The sequence below is a fragment of the Paraburkholderia edwinii genome, from assembly GCF_019428685.1.
GTDB classification, from domain to species: domain Bacteria; phylum Pseudomonadota; class Gammaproteobacteria; order Burkholderiales; family Burkholderiaceae; genus Paraburkholderia; species Paraburkholderia edwinii.
Map to the genome: position 1 here is coordinate 1,206,160 of NZ_CP080095.1, position 19,025 is coordinate 1,225,184.

Annotated in this window: 13 protein-coding genes; 9 read left to right on the forward strand and 4 right to left on the reverse strand. The window is 63.9% G+C overall.

The annotated features are described in order from the left end of the window. Positions 1–200 precede the first annotated feature (200 nt). Complete coding sequence (locus KZJ38_RS05325; RefSeq protein WP_219799112.1) at positions 201–875, forward strand: class I SAM-dependent methyltransferase; 675 nt, start codon at positions 201–203, stop codon at positions 873–875. Between the two features lie 105 nt (positions 876–980). Here the strand turns inward: KZJ38_RS05325 and KZJ38_RS05330 are convergent, their stop codons facing one another. From KZJ38_RS05330 to KZJ38_RS05340, 3 genes are all read right to left on the reverse strand, one after another. Beyond that, the gene (locus tag KZJ38_RS05330; RefSeq protein ID WP_219799113.1) at positions 981–4,046 is read right to left on the reverse strand and encodes an efflux RND transporter permease subunit; all 3,066 of its coding nucleotides are present in this window, start codon (positions 4,044–4,046) and stop codon (positions 981–983) included. A 10-nt stretch (positions 4,047–4,056) separates the two neighbouring features. Continuing rightward, a complete protein-coding gene (locus KZJ38_RS05335; protein ID WP_219800126.1) occupies positions 4,057–5,190 on the reverse strand; it encodes an efflux RND transporter periplasmic adaptor subunit in 1,134 nt (377 codons plus the stop codon). Between the two features lie 262 nt (positions 5,191–5,452). After that, on the reverse strand, positions 5,453–6,874 hold the full coding sequence (locus KZJ38_RS05340; RefSeq protein ID WP_246641730.1) for an efflux transporter outer membrane subunit: 1,422 nt from the start codon (positions 6,872–6,874) through the stop codon (positions 5,453–5,455). Between the two features lie 513 nt (positions 6,875–7,387). Here KZJ38_RS05340 and KZJ38_RS05345 point away from each other — a divergent pair. Continuing rightward, the gene (locus tag KZJ38_RS05345; RefSeq protein WP_219799115.1) at positions 7,388–8,092 is read left to right on the forward strand and encodes a DUF3313 family protein; all 705 of its coding nucleotides are present in this window, start codon (positions 7,388–7,390) and stop codon (positions 8,090–8,092) included. A gap of 41 nt (positions 8,093–8,133) precedes the next feature. On the opposite strand, the gene KZJ38_RS05350 is transcribed toward KZJ38_RS05345, so the two are convergent. Next, on the reverse strand, positions 8,134–8,484 hold the full coding sequence (locus KZJ38_RS05350; protein WP_219799116.1) for a hypothetical protein: 351 nt from the start codon (positions 8,482–8,484) through the stop codon (positions 8,134–8,136). A gap of 289 nt (positions 8,485–8,773) precedes the next feature. Between KZJ38_RS05350 and KZJ38_RS05355 the strand changes: the two genes are divergently transcribed. The 7 genes from KZJ38_RS05355 to KZJ38_RS05385 all read left to right on the forward strand — a co-directional run bounded on the left by KZJ38_RS05355 (position 8,774) and on the right by KZJ38_RS05385 (position 18,981). Continuing rightward, complete coding sequence (locus KZJ38_RS05355; protein ID WP_219799117.1) at positions 8,774–9,136, forward strand: EF-hand domain-containing protein; 363 nt, start codon at positions 8,774–8,776, stop codon at positions 9,134–9,136. Positions 9,137–9,158: 22 nt separating this feature from the next. Further along, positions 9,159–9,869: a response regulator gene (locus KZJ38_RS05360; protein WP_219799118.1), complete on the forward strand. Its 711-nt coding sequence runs from the start codon at positions 9,159–9,161 to the stop codon at positions 9,867–9,869. Between the two features lie 11 nt (positions 9,870–9,880). After that, complete coding sequence (locus tag KZJ38_RS05365) at positions 9,881–11,203, forward strand: ATP-binding protein (protein ID WP_219799119.1); 1,323 nt, start codon at positions 9,881–9,883, stop codon at positions 11,201–11,203. 30 nt (positions 11,204–11,233) lie between these two features. Further along, on the forward strand, positions 11,234–13,261 hold the full coding sequence (locus KZJ38_RS05370) for an amylo-alpha-1,6-glucosidase (protein ID WP_219799120.1): 2,028 nt from the start codon (positions 11,234–11,236) through the stop codon (positions 13,259–13,261). Positions 13,262–13,343: 82 nt separating this feature from the next. Continuing rightward, the gene (locus tag KZJ38_RS05375; protein ID WP_219799121.1) at positions 13,344–16,097 is read left to right on the forward strand and encodes an MGH1-like glycoside hydrolase domain-containing protein; all 2,754 of its coding nucleotides are present in this window, start codon (positions 13,344–13,346) and stop codon (positions 16,095–16,097) included. Positions 16,098–16,354: 257 nt separating this feature from the next. Beyond that, complete coding sequence (gene zwf, locus KZJ38_RS05380; RefSeq protein ID WP_219799122.1) at positions 16,355–17,974, forward strand: glucose-6-phosphate dehydrogenase; 1,620 nt, start codon at positions 16,355–16,357, stop codon at positions 17,972–17,974. Positions 17,975–18,015: 41 nt separating this feature from the next. Next, on the forward strand, positions 18,016–18,981 hold the full coding sequence (locus tag KZJ38_RS05385) for an ROK family protein (protein WP_219799123.1): 966 nt from the start codon (positions 18,016–18,018) through the stop codon (positions 18,979–18,981). The last annotated feature ends 44 nt before the right edge of the window (positions 18,982–19,025 follow it).

The window sequence follows — 19,025 nt, forward strand, 5'->3', positions numbered from 1 at the left end:
TGGAATAGTTCGATTCCCTGGTTGTTGTATCTGGCGTCGTGACGGTCGGACGCGGTCCGATTTCGACGGTCACGACGATTTCGGTCTTGCAAACCGCGATCATCAACCGGGCCGGACAACAACGCGATGGTAACTATCCGGGAACCACGCCGCGGCCAGGCATCTTGTTGACATTCGGTCATCAATCAAGCGAGGGCGCGATGAGAGTTGAACAAATCTACGATTTCGCGGCGGGTTTTTACGATTACCTGTTTGGGCGCGCGTTCCAGCAGGGCCGCGAGCGCAGTACCGATCGCATCAATGCCAGGGCCGAGGAGGGCGCAAAGATCCTCGAGGTTGGGCTCGGTACCGGGCTTTCGCTGCCGCTTTACCGTTCCGATCTGCAGATTACCGGTGTCGATATTTCAGAGAAGATGCTCGATCGCGCGCGGCGCCGTGTCGAATCGCAATGCGCCGGCAACAAGATTCGTATCGTGAACATGGACGCCACCGACTTGCAGTTTGAAGACAACAGTTTCGATTTCGTTGTCGCGATGTATGTCGCTTCGGTCGTGCCCGATCCCGCTGCTTTCCTGAGTGAAATCTCGCGCGTATGCAAGGTGCGAGGCGAAGTGATCGTCGTCAATCACTTCGCTTCAAGTAACCGGTTCGTGCGCGCGTTCGAGCGCTTGCTGGCGGGACTCGAATCGGTGATTGGTTTCAAGTCCGATTTCCCGCTCGAAGAAGTGCTGAATTTTTCCGACTTTCAGTTGATCCGCTCGGAGCGCGTCAACGCATTCCGCTATTGGCATCTGCTGCATTTCCGCAATGCGCCAACGCCTGTCGCCGTTCCCGCGCCGCAGCTCGCGTACTCATCGGCGATGTATGGACGGTAAAAGCACACAGTAAAAGCGAACGAAAAAAAGCAGGCGGCGCGCCGTGTTCCGGCGTGCCGCCTGCCTTACGTTTGCTGTGCGCTAACCGTATATCGCGTCGTGCGATCAGGCGACGCTCGGCGTTTGTTTATCGCCGCGGCGATCCCGGTGGTGATCGGCGCCGATAAACATATACATCGCCGGCACGACGAACAGCGTAAACAACGTGCCGATCGACAGCCCGGTAAAGATCACGAGGCCCATCGCGTTGCGGCCCGCCGCGCCCGCGCCCGAGGCGATCACGAGCGGCAGCACGCCGAACACCATCGCGGCGGTCGTCATCAGAATCGGCCTTAGACGAACCGCGGCCGCTTCTTCTAGTGCCTCGCGCTTCGATTTGCCCGCGCGCTGCAACTGGTTCGCGAACTGCACGATCAGAATGCCGTGCTTGCTGACGAGCCCCATCAGCGTGACGAGCCCGACCTGCGTGTAGATATTGAGCGTCGACAGCCCGAGGTTGATAAAGATCAGCGCGCCGAAGAGCGCCATCGGCACCGATACGAGAATCACAATTGGATCGCGGAAGCTCTCGAACTGCGCGGCCAGCGCGAGAAAGACGATGATCGTCGCGAACAGCAGCGTGACGACGAAGCCGCCCGACTCCTGCACGAACTGGCGCGAGAGCCCCGCATAGTCGGCTGCATAGCCGGATGGCGCGGCTTCGGCCGTCGCCTTGCGCAGGAAGTTCAGCACTTCGCCTTGCGAGACGCCGGGCACGACGACGCCGGAGATCGTCGCCGAGTTCAGCTGCTGGAAGTGGTTGATCGACTCCGGCACGACCTGCTGCTTCAGATGCGTGACCGTCGAGGCCGGAATCACGCTGCCGTCGGGCGTGCGCAGATAGTAGTCGAGCACCTGCGACGGATTTAGGCGGTCCGTTTGCAGCACTTGCGGAATCACCTTGTACGAGCGGCCCGCGATCGAGAAGTAGTTCACGTAGTTGCCGCCCAGCGCCGCACCGAGCGCCGCGCCGACATCGGCTTGAGTCATGCCGAGCGACGCGACCTTGTCGCGGTCGACGACCAGCACGCTTTCGGGCTTGTCGAGCTTGAGGTCGGCGTCGACATAGAAGAACATGCCGCTCTGGTACGCCTTCGCGAGCACCGACTGCGCGACTTCGTTGAGGTTCTCGAACGGCTCGGTCGTCGTGATGACGAACTGCACGGGCAAGCCCTGCGCGCCCGGCAGCGGCGGAAACTGGAACGCGGCGACACGCGCGCCCGCGATGCTATTCCACTTCTGCTGCAACTCCTGCTGCAATTGCGTCGCGCCTTTCTTGCGCTTGTCCCAGGTTTTGAACAGCACGCCGCCAATGCCCTGGTTTAACGTCGGCGCGCCGGTCAGCTGGAACATCTGCGAGTATTCGGGCAACTGCTTCGAGATCTCGAATACCTGGTCTGCGTACGTCTGCATCTGCTGGATCGTCGCGTTCGGCGGACCCTGGATCTGCGATAGCACGATGCCCTGATCTTCCTGCGGCGCCAGTTCCGATTGCGACGTCATAAAGAGGTACACGGTGCCGCCGAGCAGCAGCGCGCCCATCACGATAAATACCGGCCACGTGTCGAGCGTCGCATGCAGGATGCGCGAATAGCCGCGGTGTACGCGGTCGAACTGCCGGTCGACGAAGCGCACGAAGCGGTTCGACTCCTGTTCGGCGCTAAAAAAGCGCGAGCACATCATCGGCGAAAGGCTCAAGGCGACGATGCCCGATACGGTCACCGCACCCGCCAGCGTGAACGCGAACTCGGTAAAGAGCGCGCCTGTGAGGCCGCCCTGGAAGCCGATCGGCGCGTACACGGCGATCAGCACGACCGTCATCGCGAGAATCGGGCCGCCCAGTTCGCGCGCCGCGATCAGCGCCGCTTCGAACGGCGGCCGGCCTTCCTCCTTCATATGCCGGTCGACGTTCTCGACGACGATAATCGCGTCGTCCACCACCAGGCCGATCGCCAGCACGAGCGCGAGCAGCGTCAGCAGGTTGATCGAGTAGCCGAGCGCCTGCATGACGAAGAACGTGCCGATCAGCGACAGCGGCATCGCGACCACCGGAATGATCACCGCGCGCAGGCTGCCGATAAAGAGGAAGATCACGACCGTCACGATCAGCAGCGCTTCGACGAGCGTCTTGATCACTTCCTCGATCGACGTGTTCACGAAGTCGGTCGCGTCGTAGACGATGTCGCCGGTCATGCCGGTCGGGAACTGCGACTGCAAGCCCGGGAAGGCGGTGCGCACGCGCTTCGCGACATCGAGAATGTTCGCGTCCGGCGCCACCTTGATGCCGATAAACACCGAGCGCTTGCCCGAAAACGCGACGTTGAAGTCGTAGCTGTCGGCGCCGAGCACGACGTTTGCGACATCTTCGAGCCGCACGATGGCGGTGCCTTTCTGCTTGACGACGAGCTTCTTGAAGTCGTCGACGGTATGGAGATCCGTGCCCGCGTTGAGGTCGACCGATACCATCTGGCCTTTGGTGGTGCCAAGCGTCGCCAGATAGTTGTTATTGCCGAGCGCGGCGTAGACGTCCTGCGCCGTCACGTTATGCGCGGCGAGGCGCGCCGAATCGAGCCAGGCGCGCAATGCGAACTGCCGGCCGCCGAGCACTTCGGCGGTCTGCACGCCTTCGATCGAATCGAGCTTCGGCTTGACCACGCGCAGCAGATAGTCCGTGACGTTATTGCTCGGCAGCACACTGCTGTAGAAGCCCATATACATCGCGTCGGTTGTCTCGCCCGTCTGCACGGTCAGCACCGGCTGCTGCGCCTGCGGCGGCAACTGGTTGCGCACCGACGCGATCTGCGTATTGATTTCCGTCAGCGCGCGGTTCGAGTCGTAGTTCAGACGCAGCGTGACGGTGATCGTCGACACGCCGGTCGTGCTGGTCGACGACATATAGTCGATGCCCTGCGCCTGAGCGATCGCGGCTTCCATCGGCTGCGTGATGAAGCCGGCGATCGTGTCGGCGCTCGCGCCGTAGTACGCGGTCGTGACGGTGACCACGGCGTTTTCGGTCTGCGGATACTCGCGCACCTTGAGCGAGATCAGCGCGCGCACGCCGAGCACGAGAATCAGCAGGCTGACGACGGCCGCGAGCACCGGCCGCTTGATAAAAATATCGGTGAAATTCATGCGCGGCCCCTTATTGTTCCTGAGGCTGCGGATTCGGGCTGTCGGCCGGCTGCACGCGGTTGTCGATCACGAGCGGCGTGCCGTTCTTCAGCTTCAGCTGTCCGCTCGTCACGACCTGCATGTCCGCTTCGACGCCCTTCAGAATCGCGACCTGGTCGCCGCGCGTCGGCCCGGGCGTGACGAACACCTGCTGCGCGACCGGCATGGTCTTGCCTTGTGCGTCCGCTTTGTCGCCGGGCTTCACGACGAAGACCGTCGCGCCGTACGGGTTGTACGTGATCGCCGTTTGCGGCAGCGTCAGATATCGCTGTTCGCCGCCCGCATCGATCTTCACGTTCGCGTACATGCCGGGCAACAGCTTGCGCTCGCGGTTGTCGACGGTCGCTTCGATCTGCACATTGCGCGTCGTGTTGTCGACGCGCGGGTTGATCGAGCGGATCTTGCCGCTGAAGGTGCGGCCATCGAACGCGTTGATATCGATTGCGATCTGCTGGCCGACCGCGAGCTGGCCTAACTGCTGCTGCGGCAGATAGAAGTCCGCATAGATCGGATCGATGGCCTGCAGCGTGACGATTGCATCGCCCGGATTCAGATACTGGCCCGGATTCACCGTCGTGATGCCGACGCGGCCCGCGAACGGCGCGCGGATCGTCTTCTTTTCGACGAGCGCCGCCTGCTGCGCAACCTGCGCGGTTTTGGCTTTCAGGTCCGCCGCGTCCGCGTCGAGCTGCGCCTTGGCGATCGCCTGGATGTCGAACTGCGCCTTGTCGCGCTTATAGACCGTTTGCGCGAGCTCGGCCGCGGCCTGCAGCGAATGCAGCAGCGCGACGTCCGAATCGTCGTTCAGACGCACGAGCACCTGGCCCGCTTTCACGTCTTGTCCCGACGAGAACGCGATCTCGCGCACGAGGCCCGGCACTTCGGTCGTCACGTCGACGCCGCGCACCGCGCGCAGGCTGCCGACCGCCGTAAGCTGCGGCTGCCACGTCTGGTATTTCGCCACGGTCGCGGTGACCGTGGCGGGCGGCAGTGCGTTGGACGCCATGAACTTCGCGATCATGTGCGCCTTGAACAGATTGAAGCCGACAATCGCGCCAAGCAGCAGCAAGACGCAGATCAGCATGATGATCATGCGCTTCGTCATGCGCCGTCTGTGACGCGCGGGCGTATCCACGGTTTCGATCTGATTTGCGGTCGGTCCTTTTGTGCTCATCGTTATGTCCTTGCACGTCTCAATCGTGAAGCGCCGGCGTTGGCTCGCCTCCGGCCGTTTCTCTGGCCGATGCTCTGGCCGATCAGGGCGCTTCGTGCTTATCCGGTGGTCGAAGCGATCGTGGCTTCGCCGGGTTTTGTTGCAGGCTTCAATGCAGGGCCTGTTTAGTGATTCGGGCGATGACGGGTATACCTCATTGCACCGCGGCTGATTCCGGCAGCGGATCGTTCCACCAGCCGCCGCCGAGCGACTGGAAGAGCGCGGCGGTATCCGCGTAGCGCGCCGCCTGCGCCTGCGCGAGGTCGACCACGGTCTGCTGATACTGGCGCTGCGTCACGAGCAGCGACAGATAGCTGATGCCGCCGAGCTTGAACTGGCCGCGCGCCATATCGAGCGCGTCGCTGGCCGATTGCCACGCGTCGGTCTGCTCGCGCAGGCCGCTTGCATCGTGATCAAGCGCGCGCAGCGAATCCGCCACGTTCTGGAACGCTAACAACACGGTTTGACGGTATTGCGCATCGGCCTGCTCGTACGCGGCCACGGCCGCGCGCTTTTCCGCGAGCAGCTGGCCGCCGCGGAAAACCGGCTGCAGCACGCCCGCGCCAATAGCCCATACCGTGCTTTCGGCGCGGAACAGTTCGGCGGGTGTCAGCGACTGCGTGCCCCAGCTCGCCGACAGCGTGATCTGCGGATACATGTTCGCGGTCGCGACGCCGATCTGCGCGCTGGCCTGATGCAGCGTCGCGTCGGCCGCGAGAATATCGGGCCGCTGCCGGACCAGCGCGGACGGCACGCTGACCGGCAGCGTCTGCGGCAGCGAGAACATCGCGAGACGGAACTCGGGCAGTGTCGGATCGTTCGGCGGACTGCCCGACAGCACCGCGAGCTGATGGCGAGTCTGATCGAGCTGTTGCCGCAGCGGCGGCAGCGTCGCGCGGGTTTGCGCGAGCAGCGTCTGCTGCGTGAGCACGTCCGTTTTGCCGATGCCGCCGAGCTCGAACTGCTGTCGCAGCACCTTGAGCTGCGAGGCTTCTTCCGTCGCGATTTCTTCGGTCGCCTCGATCTGCGCGCGCAGCGACGCTTCCTTGACCGCCGCGGTGACGATGTTCGCAGTCAGCGCGAGCCATGCCCCCTGCAACTGGTAGCGCTGATAGTCGACCTGCGAGCGCGCCGCTTCGACGCCGCGGCGCGCACCGCCCCAGATGTCGAGCGCATACGACACGCTAACCGACGAGTTGTACAGGTTCAGATCTTCGGTGAACTGCGGCTGGCCGAACGTGATGCCGTTGAATTTCTCGCGCGTCGCGTTCAGTTGCGCGTCGACGCGCGGCAGCAGCGAGCCGCCGAACTGCGCGCTGAGGTTCTCGCGTGACTGGCGCAGCGCGGCGCGCGCCGACGCGATATTCGGACTGTTCGCGAGCGCTTTGCGAACCAGCGTATCGAGCGGCTCGCAGTGGTACAGCGACCACCATGCGGCCGGGATGTCTTCACCCGTTGCGAAGTGCTGCGGCACGCCCGACGCGCCCGGCGCCGATGCGGTTTGATCCGGTAACGGTGTGGTCGTGTAGCTGTCGGTTGCGGGCGGCGCCGGTGTGCGGTAATCGGGACCGACCATGCAGCCCGTCAGGAGTACTGGCAGCAGCACCGCCGACGCCGCGGCGGGCAAACGCGTGGCGCGCAGAAGCGGAGTCCGCGGCGCGGCGTGCCGCGCAATAAACGCGGGCGGCGCGGCACTGCGAAGCGCCGCGCATAGAAGGTCTCGTAACAGGTAGAGCGGGTTATTGTCCTTTGTCATCAATCCACCATAATTCGCCGCGCGCCCTCTGTGGTGAGGCGAACGGATGCCGATAGTCAATGCAACTAATCTGGTTTTTTCGGGATGCAAAATGCCTGACGGCATGCCGAATTGGCGCATAGCCTAGCATGGGTCGAGCACGTGCCGACAATCGGGCACAGGTCGCGCAGGGCTTTGTTCGCATGTATTGCAGCGGGAATCCACCAGGCGGTCGCGCATCGCAAATCGCCTATGCTGATTCCACGCGGCTAGCGTGGCCACCGCATCGGGGAACGAATCATGAAAATGCCGGCGAATCTGCGGTTCGAACGGGCGCGGGTGTCGATGCCGCAAATGCGACTAACGCTACTGACCCTGCAAACGCTGTTCATGCGATCGAAGATGCGCACGGCATCGCTTATCGTCGGCGCGGTGCTGGTCGTGCCGTTTGCATTGCATTGCGGCGCCGCGCGCGCCGACTATCTGATACCGGACAGCGTGCAACTCACGCCCGTTGCGCAATTCCCCGGCACGAAGGGCTACATGGCGCCCGATTACGCCGCGCAGCGCGCCCGGCTGCACAGCGTCTACCTGGTGCCGGTCGAAGTATTTCTCGCACCGGATTCGCCGTACAAAGGCATCGACCCCGAAGAAATGGCGCAGGTCACGCGTACCTTCGCGCAAATCCTGACGCAGGAAGTGATAAAGGACATGACGGTGGTCGATACGCCGCAACCCGATTCGCTGATCCTGCAGATCGCACTGACCGACGTGCGCCTTGAAAAGCAGGGCTTCCGCCTGCGCAACCTGACGCCGGTCGGCGTCGCGATCAATGGCGTGAAACGCGTCGCGGGCATCAGCAAGATCTCGTTCAAGACGATGACCGTGCAGGCGATCGGCGCATCGGGCGACAACGAGACGCTGCTGTTCGCCATCGACAATCCGCCGCGGCCCGGCGACGTGCAGGAATCAGTGCGGCTCGACGAAATACCGAAAGTGCTGGCGACGAAAGCGCGAAACCTGCGGGCCGTGTTCCAGACGATACGCGATGCGCACTAGATTGCCGCTATCGTCTGCATGTCGGTGTACACGCAACAAAATCAGTGCGGCGCGTCGATGGCGGAAACCGTAACGGCCGGCACCGCGTGCACAGGTTGTGCATAGACGATATTGCGTGCGGGTACGGCAGGCGCAACGACGCCGCAAGGCACCGGAATCGGTACCGCGGCATAGGGCAAAGACCTGACCGGCGGCGCGACGGTCGCCGCAGCTGTCACGGAGGCCTGCACGACATAAGCGGGAGACGGCGCATAAACCGGATGCGGCGGCGGGCAAGCGGGCACATAGGCGGCGTGCACGAACACGGTCCCCGCAAACGCGCTCGACGACCATGCGGACCAGCCGATGCCGAGCGCGGCGGCAGCAGACGAACAGACTGAACGGATATTCACGCAACACTCCTTCTATCGATGATCCGGAAGGCGAACACGCGCAGCGTTACGGCGCGCGCCGGATCGGTGAAAACGGTATGAACCTGCGACAAACGATACGGAGCGCTGCACGGGAAAACCAGCGAAAACATGTTTCATCCGATGTCGTCGCGCAGTCCGGATGCGTGACATCGAATGACATGGTTTTCGCGTTGCGTTGAGCGCGGCGAGCGACAAGAATTCGCCCTGTCACCGAACGGATCGCGGCACATCGCCAGCGACGCAGGTGAGCGACTCAACGGAGAGTGATATGAAGAAGTGGATTGCGATGCTGGCGCTGTGCTTTGCATCGGCGAGCGTATTTGCGCAGCAATCGTCGACGCAAAATGCGCAGACTCAAAATGCACAGACCCAGGCGATGCCCGCGCAGAACGCGCCGTCGATGCAAGGCATGGGTATGGGCGGTTCGGCCCATATGCAACAGATGATGCAGCAATTGCAGGAGCGCTTTACGGCTGCCAACACGACGCGCGACGGCAAGCTCACGAAGCAGCAGGCGCAACTCGGCATGCCGCGTGTCGCGCAGCATTTCGACCAGATCGACACGCAAAAGGTCGGTTATGTAACACTGCCGCAGATCGAGCAGTTCCTCGCGACACAGCGGCGTGAATAGCGTGTTTTCAAAGGAGTCTTGCATGGACCGGTCCCCCCGCATCATCGTGCTCGACGACGAAGCCGAACTGCGCAATATGCTGCAGCGCTTTCTGACGTCGCAGGGTTTTTCGGTGCGGGTGGTCGAAAACAGCGCGCGCCTTAAGCGCTATCTCGAGCGCGAGCCCTTCGACCTGCTCGTGCTCGATCTGATGATCGGCGAAGAAAACGGTCTCGAGATCTGCGCGCGTCTGCGTGCCGAAGGCGAGACCTTGCCGATCCTGATGCTGACCGCGAAGGGCGATCCGCTCGATCGCGTGGTCGGCCTCGAAACCGGCGCTGACGACTATCTCGCGAAGCCGTTCCTGCCGCAGGAATTGACCGCGCGCATCAACGCGCTATTGCGCCGGCAGAAGATCGCGTCGGGCGACCCGACCGTCACGACGCAAACGCTGCGCTTCGGCGACTTCCGGCTCGACATCGGCAAGAATCTGCTGTTTCGCGGCGACGAACCGATTGAACTGCATTCCGCGCAAATGCTGTTGCTGACCGCGCTCGGCTCGTCGCCGAATCGCGCGGTGAGCCGCGACAACCTGATCGCGCGCGCCCGCGGGCGCGACCACGATGCGCTCGATCGCAGTATCGACGTGCAGGTGCTGCGGCTGCGCCAGGTGATCGAAAGCGATCCGTCGAAGCCGCGCTTTATCAAAACCGTCTGGGGCGTCGGCTATATGCTGATCGCCGACGTCGAATAACGGTGCGCCCGATGCCGAGCCTGATACCGCGCTCGTTACTCGCCCGCAATATCGTTCTGTTGTTCGCGCTCGTCGTGGTCAGCGAAGCGTGCTCGCTGAGCGTGCTGCTTCACTATGTGCAGCGGCCTCGCGTCGAACGCGCGGCGGCCGTGTTCGGCAGTTACATCACGACGCTCGACACGGTGCTCGCCGCGACGCCGCGCGCATCGCGCGACGTGACTGTCGCGCGCATCGGCGCGCGCGCCGACGTACCACCCGATGCGCTGGCGGCGCCGCCGGTCAAAGCGCTCGAGTTCTATCGCACGCACGAACTCGGCATTTTTCTCGACACGTTGCGCCGCCATCTGCCGGCCGGCAGCGACGTGCGCTGGGAGGCCGAGCACGTGCGCGGCGCGCCGCAAACGATGTGGCTGCGCGTGCATATCGCCGACGCGCCGTACTGGATCGCGCTAATGCTGCCCGAAGAGGCGCAAGGCGGCAGAATCCTGAGCGCGCTGCTGCTGGCCTTAAGCCTCGGCGTGCTCGCCGCGTTGACCGGCTTCCTGCTTCAGCTGCATCTGAACCGGCCGCTCAAGCATCTGGCCGATGCCGCGCGGCGCATCAGCGCGGGCGACGCACCCGCGCCATTGCCCGTCGACGGGCCGACCGAAATCGCGCAGGTCAGCACGGCGTTCAACCAGATGACGCAGGCGCTGCAGCAAGCCGAGGCAACACGCGCAGTCATGCTTGCCGGTATTTCGCACGATATCCGCACGCCGCTCACCAAGCTGCGGCTTGCGATGGCGATGGCCGGCGCGCCGCGCGATGCGCCGTTCACCGATGCCGCCGAGTCATACCTCGATCAGATCGACACGATCCTGCAGCAGTTCATGGACTATGCGGGCAGCGGCGAGCGCGAAGCCGCGCAGCCCGGCGATCTGAACGCGCTCGTCGAGCAGCTGGCTGCGGATTTCGCAGGGCTCGGGCATGATTTCGAACTGTCGCTCGCGGACCTGCCGCCGGTCGCGTTCCGCCCGATCAGCATGATGCGGCTGCTCATGAACCTGATGCAGAATGCGATCAAGTACGGCCGCAGCGGGTTCGCGGTGCGCACGTGGCGCGATGCGCATGCGGCGTATGTCGCGGTCGGCGATCGCGGCACCGGTCTTTCGGCCGCCGAACTCGAGGCGCTGAAGGCGCCGTTTCAACGCGGCAGAAACGCACATAGCGGGACCAGCGGCACGGGCCTCGGCCTTGCGATCGTCGAACGGATCGCGCGTCTGCATGGCGGCACGCTGCAGTTTCATGCGCGCGACGGCGGCGGGCTCGAAGTGTGGGTCGTGCTGCCGCAGTGAAACCAGTAAAAGGAGAGAGAGGGCATATCGATGACGACCATCGCACGGCCGATCGACCGCGAGCATCTCCAGGACGAATGGCTCGAAGCCGACGGCTTCGGCGGTTTTGCATCGGGCACGGTCGGCATGCCGCGCACGCGCCGCTACCACGCGCTGCTGCTCGCGGCGACACGGCCGCCTGCGGGGCGCATCGTGCTCGTCAACGGCTTCGAGGCATGGGTCGACGTGAATGGCGAACGCTATCCGCTGACGACGCAATGTTATGCGCCCGATCTGACCGTACCCGATATCACCGATCGTCTGCTGGGCTTTACGACCGAACCGTGGCCGACGTGGCGCATCGCGGTCGGCGTGGGCGGGGAAATGAGCGGGGAAACAAGTGCTGAAGTGAGCGCGGAAGTGTTCGTCGTGAAAGCGACCGGCGAAACTGTGTTGCGCTGGCGTCTGCATGCTGGCGCGGAAGGCGCATCAAATCCATCGACCGCATCGAACAGCCGCGCGAATGACGAGCCCCCGCGCGGCGACTTTACGCTGCACGTGCGTCCGCTACTGTCGGGCCGCGACTATCACGCACTGCACCATGAGAACGGCGCATTCGACTTCACCGCAGACATCAGCGGCACCTGCGTAAGCTGGCGCCCGTATGGCGACCTGCCGGCGATTCGCGCGGCATCGAACGGCGCCTATGAGCATGCGCCGGACTGGTACCGCAACTTCTGCTATCCGGTCGAACGCGAACGCGGGCTCGAATTCACCGAAGATCTCGCGACGCCGGGCATTTTCTCGTTCGATCTCGCAGCCGGCGATGCGGTGCTGATCCTGAGCGCGGACGGCGTGCCGCGCACTCGCGAATCCTGCACATCCGACGCATTCGCGCATGCGCAGCAGCTCGAGCGTGTGGAACGCACGCGCCGCGCGGCATTCGCGTCGCGCCTTCATCGTTCCGCCGATGCATACGTCGTTGCGCGCGAGGGCGGCCGCACGATCGTGGCCGGCTTTCCGTGGTTCACTGACTGGGGCCGCGACACGTTTATCGCCATGCGCGGGCTGCTGCTCGCATGCGGCCGCCACGACGAAGCGGCCGCGATTCTGCTGCAATGGTCCGCGACCCTCTCCGAAGGCATGTTGCCGAACCGCTTCCCCGATTACGGCGACACGCCCGAATACAACTCGGTCGATGCATCGCTGTGGTTTGTCGTCGCCGTGCACGACTATCTTGCTGTGCAGCATGCCTCGGATGAAACCCGCGGGCGCCTGCAGCAGGCAGTCGACGAGATCCTCGCGGGCTATACGCGCGGCACGCGCTTTGCCATCGGCGCCGACGAAGACGGTCTGTTGCGCGCGGGCGTGCCCGGCGTGCAGCTCTCATGGATGGATGCAAAGATCGGCGATTGGGTGGTCACCCCGCGCATCGGCAAACCGGTTGAAATTCAGGCGCTGTGGATCAACGCATTGCGCATCGCATCAAACTGGAACGCGCAGTGGCGCGACCCGGCCCGGCGCGCGACGCGCGCATTCGTCGAACGATTCGTCGATCCGGCCGGCGGCGCGCTATTCGATGTGGTCGACGTCGATCATGTGCGCGGCAGATTCGACCGTTCGATTCGCCCGAACCAGATTTTCGCGGTCGGCGGGCTGCCGTTTCAGATTATCGATGGCGCCGTCGCGCGCGCCGTGGTCGACCAGGTGCGCATCCATCTGCTCACGCCGCTCGGCCTGCGCACACTCGCGCCGTCGGATCCCGCGTATCGCGCGCACTATGCGGGGGGCCCGCGCGAGCGCGATGGCGCCTATCATCAAGGGACGGTGTGGCCGTGGCTGCTCGGTCCGTTCGTCGAAGCGTGGCTGCGCGTCGAAGCGCCCGACGCGGCGGCGCGCGCGGCGGCCCGCGAGCGCTTTATCGCGCCGCTCGATGCGCATCTGGACCGCGCGGGTCTCGATCACATCAGTGAAATTGCCGACGCAGACGCGCCGCATCGGCCCGCGGGCGCGCCGTTTCAGGCGTGGTCGCTCGGCGAGCGGCTGCGGATCGGCGCGCTGCTAGCCGCGCGGGACTAGCGACGCCCCACTAATTGCGCAACGCCGCGCAAAGCGCGCTACGATGTGACTCCTGCTGCCTTGTCAAAAGGAGGACGCTGTTATGCCCTGCCTTCGTGCCTGCAATCTGCTCGACACCGTCGAGGGCGCCCGTCTGCATTCCGCCGACAGCGCGCACTGGCAACGCTGGGGCCCGTATCTGAGTGAACGCCAGTGGGGCACGGTGCGTGAGGACTACAGTCCTAACGGCACCGCATGGGACTACTTCCCACACGATCACGCACGCAGCCGCGCCTACCGCTGGGGTGAAGACGGTATCGCCGGCTTCGGCGACGACATGCTGAACTGGTGCGTGTCGCTCGCGCTGTGGAACCGGCGCGACCCGATCATCAAGGAGCGGCTGTTCGGGCTCACGAACTCGCAAGGCAATCATGGCGAGGACGTGAAGGAGCTGTATTTCTATCTCGACGGCACGCCCACGCATTCGTATATGCGCATGCTGTACAAATATCCGCATGCCGCGTATCCGTACTCCGATCTCGTCGAAGAAAACGCGCGCCGCGGCGCCGATATGCCCGAATACGAAGTGCTCGATACCGGCGTATTCGACAATTCGCGCTACTTCGACGTGACGGTCGAGTATGCGAAACACACGCCCGAAGACATCGTGATGCGCGTGACCGTCGAGAATCGCGCGGACGAAGCCGCGTCGCTCGATGTGCTGCCGCAGATCTGGGCGCGCAACAAATGGTCGTGGAAGGGGCTCGAAGAGAAGCCCTCGCTGATGTTCGAACGGATGCGCGACCGCACCTATCTGTTTGGCCGCCATCCGGGCTACGAATCGATCATCGTCGCCGCGTGGCGCAAGGATCTCGAGCGCGAGAATACCGGCTATGGAACCGGCGTCGAGTGGCTCTTCTGCGAGAACGAGACGAACCCGCGCCGCCTGTACGGCACGGAAGACGCGATCGGCCCGTTCAAGGACGGCTTCAACGACTACCTCGTGAATGGCGATCGCGAAGCGGTGCGCCGCGATTCCGGCACGAAGGCGGGTGCGCATGTGTCGCTCGAACTCGAGCCGCACGGCACCGCGGTCGTTTATATGCGCTGGCGCGTCGCGTCGTCGCCCGATGAAGTGCCGCTCGACTGCGAGGCGCTGTTCGCGCGCCGGATCGCTGAAGCGGACGAATTCTACGGCGTGCTGCAGCGCGAGATCGAAGACGCGGATGAACGGCTCGTGCAGCGCCAGGCGCTGGCCGGCATGCTGTGGTCGAAGCAGTTCTACCAGTTCGACGTGCAGCGCTGGATGGACGGCGACCCCGCGCAACCGGTGCCGCCCACGGGCCGCCGGCGCGGCCGCAATGCGGACTGGCGGCATCTGTGCAATGCGGACATCGTGTCGATGCCGGACAAGTGGGAGTACCCGTGGTACGCATCATGGGACCTTGCGTTTCATGCGGCTGCGTTCGCACTGATCGATCCCGCGTTTGCGAAGCGCCAGCTGCTGCTGCTCGTGAAAGACCGTTATCAGCATCCGAACGGCCAGTTGCCCGCCTATGAGTGGGCCTTCAGTGATGCGAACCCGCCCGTGCATGCGTGGGCCGCATGGCGCGTCTACGAAATCGATCGCGCGCTGACCGGCAAGGGCGACCGCGATTTTCTGGAGCTTGTGTTTCACAAGCTGCTGTTGAATTTCTCGTGGTGGGTGAACCGCAAGGACGCGGACGGCCGCAATATCTTTCAGGGCGGCTTTCTCGGGCTCGATAACGTCGGCATCTTCGACCGTTCGTCGCCGCTGCCGACGGGCGGCCATATCGACCAGGCCGACGGCACTGCGTGGATGGCTGCCTATGCGCTCGACCTGATGCGCATCGCGCTTGAACTCGCGTATGAAAACCATGTGTTCGTCGATATCGGCGTGAAGTTCTTCGAGCACTTCCTGTATATCGCCGAAGCGGTCAGTTGCGAGGACGGCTGCGAAACGGGCCTGTGGGACAGCCAGGACAGTTTCTTCTACGACAAGCTGCGCTTGCCGGACGGCGGCAATGTGCCGATGCGCGTGCGCTCGATCGTCGGGTTGATTCCGCTCTTTGCGGTGCACGCGCTCGAACACCGGTTGCACGGCACGCTGCCCGGCCTGCACGAACGCCTGATGTGGTTCTTCCGGCATCGGCCCGATCTCGCCCGGCTCGTGTCGCGCTGGAACGAGCCCGGCAAAGGCAACACGTTGCTGCTGTCGCTGTTGCGCGGGCATCGCATGAAGGCGCTGCTGCGCCGCGCACTCGACGAAACCGAGTTTCTGTCCGATTACGGCGTGCGCGCGCTGTCGCGTGTGCATTGCGACGACCCGTTCGTGTTCAAGTTCGACGGCAAGGAGTTCTGCGTCAAGTATTTGCCCGCGGAATCGGATTCGCGCGTGTTCGGCGGCAACTCGAACTGGCGCGGGCCGATCTGGATGCCGGTCAACTTTCTGCTGATCGAATCGCTGTACGAATTTCACCGCTACTACGGCGACGATTTTCGTATCGAGTATCCGACCGGCTCCGGCGAGCGGCTGTCGTTGCGCGAGATCGGCGATGAGCTCGCGCGCCGTCTCACGAAACTGTTCATGAAGGACGCGCACGGCAAACGGCCCGTCATGGCTGCGTATCCGCAATTGCAGGCGGACCCGCGTTCAAAGGATCTCGTCCTGTTTCACGAGTACTTCCACGGCGATACCGGCCGCGGCGTCGGCGCGTCGCATCAGACGGGCTGGAGCGGGCTCGTCGCGCTGCTGTTGCAGCCGCGTGAATCTGCGACGTCGGGCCTGGTGCCGGCGACCAGCGAAACCGAGCAGGCAGCTGTGGCGGTCAAATAAGACAAACGCGAACCGCGCACGCGCGCAAGCGTAGCCCGATGAAGCGCAGCTTGATGCGCTTTATCGGGCTGTACAACTTGCTCGCCGTCGCGCATTCCGGGGCGCAGTTCTTGCCGCGTCGATGCAATGCTTGCGCGGCGGCTTTACAGAAGTCTTGCGAAAGCGCGCCGCCGCGCGATCCGATGGAACTGTATGGCCGTGCGGCGGGTCATCCTGGTAACGCCAGTCATGTGGGTCACCATCTGCGAGGGAATGCCATGCCGTCCGATACCAATGCCACCGCCGAACTGAATCCGTCCACGGCAACCTCGGCCGCTGCCGGTAAGAAAGTGCCTGCGGCGCCGCCCGCCGCGCTCGCACGCGGCGAAGGTCCGTGCGGACCCGCGGGCGAATGCAAGGCGCCGCCGTGTTCGCTCGTGATCTTCGGTGCGGGCGGCGATCTGACCAAGCGGCTGCTCGTGCCCGCGTTGTACAACCTCGTTGTCGACGGCTTGCTCGACGACGGCATGCAGGTGATCGGCGTGAATCGCGGCGAGCGCGGCACCGACGATTGGCGCGACGATCTGCATGCATCGCTGCAGCAGTTCGCGGCCGAGCGCTCGAGCTCGGGCAAGGCCGACGAAGCATCGTGGAACTGGCTCGCGCAGCGGCTGCAATATATTGCCGGCGACTTCTCGACGCCCGACACGTTCGAGCGCGTCAAGCAGGCGATCGGCAAGAGCGGCTGCAGCAATGCGATCTTTTACCTCGCGGTCGGCGAGCGCTTCTTCAAGCCGGTCGTCGAACAGCTCGGCAAGGCGGGCCTGCTCGACGAAGAGGGCGCGGGCGGCTTCAGGCGCGTCGTGATCGAAAAGCCGTTCGGCAACGATCTCGCGTCGGCGCGCGACCTGAACCAGCACATCCTGACTTACGCGAAAGAAGAGCAGATCTACCGGATCGATCACTTCCTCGGCAAGGAAACGGTGCAGAGCATTCTCGCGGTGCGCTTTGCGAATGCGCTGTTCGAGCCGGTGTGGCGGCGCGAGTATATCGACAGCGTGCAGATCACCGCGGCCGAAACGCTTGGCGTCGAAGGGCGCGGCGCGTTCTACGAACATACGGGCGCGTTTCGCGACATGGTGCCCAACCACCTGTTCCAGCTGATGGCGATGGTCGCGATGGAGCCGCCGAACTCGTTCGATGCCGAAACGGTGCGCGACAAGAAAGCCGAAGTGTTCGAAGCGATCCAGCCGCTGCGCGCCGAGGATGTCGTCTTCGGGCAGTACGAAGAAGGGCCCGCCGGTGTCGGCTATCGCAAGGAGCCGAATGTCGCGCCCGACAGCACGACCGAAACCTACGCGGCCGCGCGGGTTCATATCGACAACTGGCGCTGGGGCGGCGTGCCGTTTTATCTGCGTACGGGCAAGCGCCTCAACGTGCGCCGCACCGAGATCGCGGTGCAGCTCAAGCGCGTGCCGTTCCTCATGTTCCGCGATACGCCCGTCGATTCGCTGACGCCGAACGTGCTGACGCTGCGCATCGATCCGACGCACGGCACGCGTTTCGACTTCAACGTGAAGGTGCCGGGCCCGACGATGAGAATGGGCCACGTGCGCTCGACATTCGACTACAACGATTTCTTCAAGGAGCAGGCGAACGTCGGCTATGAAACGCTGCTGTACGACTGCATGCTCGGCGACGAGACGTTGTTTCAGCGTGCCGACAGCATCGAGGGAAGCTGGGCGGCGGTGGACGCGGTGCTGCATCCGACCGCCGGCGGCGCGATGCGCGTGCACGGCTATGCGGCGGGCGGCAGCGGACCGGCTGAGGCCGATGCGCTGCTCGCGCGCGACGGACGCACGTGGCGGCCGCTCGACGATGAACCGAAGCGGCGCTGACGGGTCGAGTAGATAGAACAACTTCAAAAGGGACGATGACTATGCCTACACGAAAAAAGACGGCGGCGAGCAGAAAGACGAGTGCGAAGAAGGTTGTGGCGAAGAAGGCTGCTGCGAAGAAGGTCGCCGCGAAGAAGGTCGCAGCGAAGAAGGCCGCGGCGACCAGAAGGCCGAATGCTGCCGCGAGTAAAAAGGCCACTGCGTCGCGCAAGTCCGCCCCAGCGGCGCGGCAACCCGCCGGCGGGCTCAATGCGCGCGATCGGATTCTCGCAATCGATATCGGCGGCACGGGCTTGAAGGCTGCGGTTATCGACGGCAACGGCAAGATGCTGAGCGAACGCGTTCGTGTCGCCACGCCGCATCCGTGCACGCCCGAGCAGATGGCCGATACGCTTGCGAAGCTCGTCAAGCCGTTGCTCGAGCAACATCATCCGACGCGGATGTCGATGGGCTTTCCTGGCGTCGTGCGCGAGAACCGCGTGCTGACGGCGCCGAACATCGGCGACGAGGGCTGGCATGGCGTGCCGCTTGCCGACATGCTGGCGAAGCGCGTCGGCGGCTTGCCGGTACGGATGATCAACGATGCGGAGATGCAGGGGCTTGCGGCGATCGAGGGGCACGGCCTCGAATTCGTGCTGACGCTCGGCACCGGCGCGGGCACGGCGCTCTTTCGCGACGGCGAACTGATGCCGCATCTTGAACTTGCGCATCACCCTGTCAGCAAGAATCGCACGTATGACGAGTACATCGGCGGACACGCGCGCGAGTCAGCGGGAGACAAACAGTGGAACAAGCGCGTCGAGAAGATCATTGGCGTGCTCGAGCGGCTCGTGAACTATGACCGGCTGTGGATCGGCGGTGGCAATGCGGCGAACCTGAAGTTCGATTTGCCGGCGAACGTGGCGATCGTGTCAAACGCGGCGGGCATCGAAGGTGGGGCCAGACTATGGCATCCGCGTTCGGTGCGTGAAACCCGGCAGTTTTCGGATGCGGATTTGCGCAAGTGAAGGTTGGCCGGAAGGTTTTGGGCTAGCAGGCGCTAGCTAGTGCG

Coding starts and splice junctions, on each gene's coding strand:
- KZJ38_RS05355 (WP_219799117.1), top strand. CDS start 8,774: ATGAAGAAGTGGATTGCGATGCTGGCGCTGTGCTTTGCATCGGCGAGC.
- KZJ38_RS05325 (WP_219799112.1), top strand. CDS start 201: ATGAGAGTTGAACAAATCTACGATTTCGCGGCGGGTTTTTACGATTAC.
- KZJ38_RS05335 (WP_219800126.1), bottom strand. CDS start 5,190: ATGACGAAGCGCATGATCATCATGCTGATCTGCGTCTTGCTGCTGCTT.
- KZJ38_RS05375 (WP_219799121.1), top strand. CDS start 13,344: ATGCCCTGCCTTCGTGCCTGCAATCTGCTCGACACCGTCGAGGGCGCC.
- KZJ38_RS05370 (WP_219799120.1), top strand. CDS start 11,234: ATGACGACCATCGCACGGCCGATCGACCGCGAGCATCTCCAGGACGAA.
- KZJ38_RS05345 (WP_219799115.1), top strand. CDS start 7,388: ATGCGACTAACGCTACTGACCCTGCAAACGCTGTTCATGCGATCGAAG.
- KZJ38_RS05330 (WP_219799113.1), bottom strand. CDS start 4,046: ATGAATTTCACCGATATTTTTATCAAGCGGCCGGTGCTCGCGGCCGTC.
- KZJ38_RS05340 (WP_246641730.1), bottom strand. CDS start 6,874: ATGGTCGGTCCCGATTACCGCACACCGGCGCCGCCCGCAACCGACAGC.
- KZJ38_RS05365 (WP_219799119.1), top strand. CDS start 9,881: ATGCCGAGCCTGATACCGCGCTCGTTACTCGCCCGCAATATCGTTCTG.
- zwf (WP_219799122.1), top strand. CDS start 16,355: ATGCCGTCCGATACCAATGCCACCGCCGAACTGAATCCGTCCACGGCA.
- KZJ38_RS05360 (WP_219799118.1), top strand. CDS start 9,159: ATGGACCGGTCCCCCCGCATCATCGTGCTCGACGACGAAGCCGAACTG.
- KZJ38_RS05385 (WP_219799123.1), top strand. CDS start 18,016: ATGCCTACACGAAAAAAGACGGCGGCGAGCAGAAAGACGAGTGCGAAG.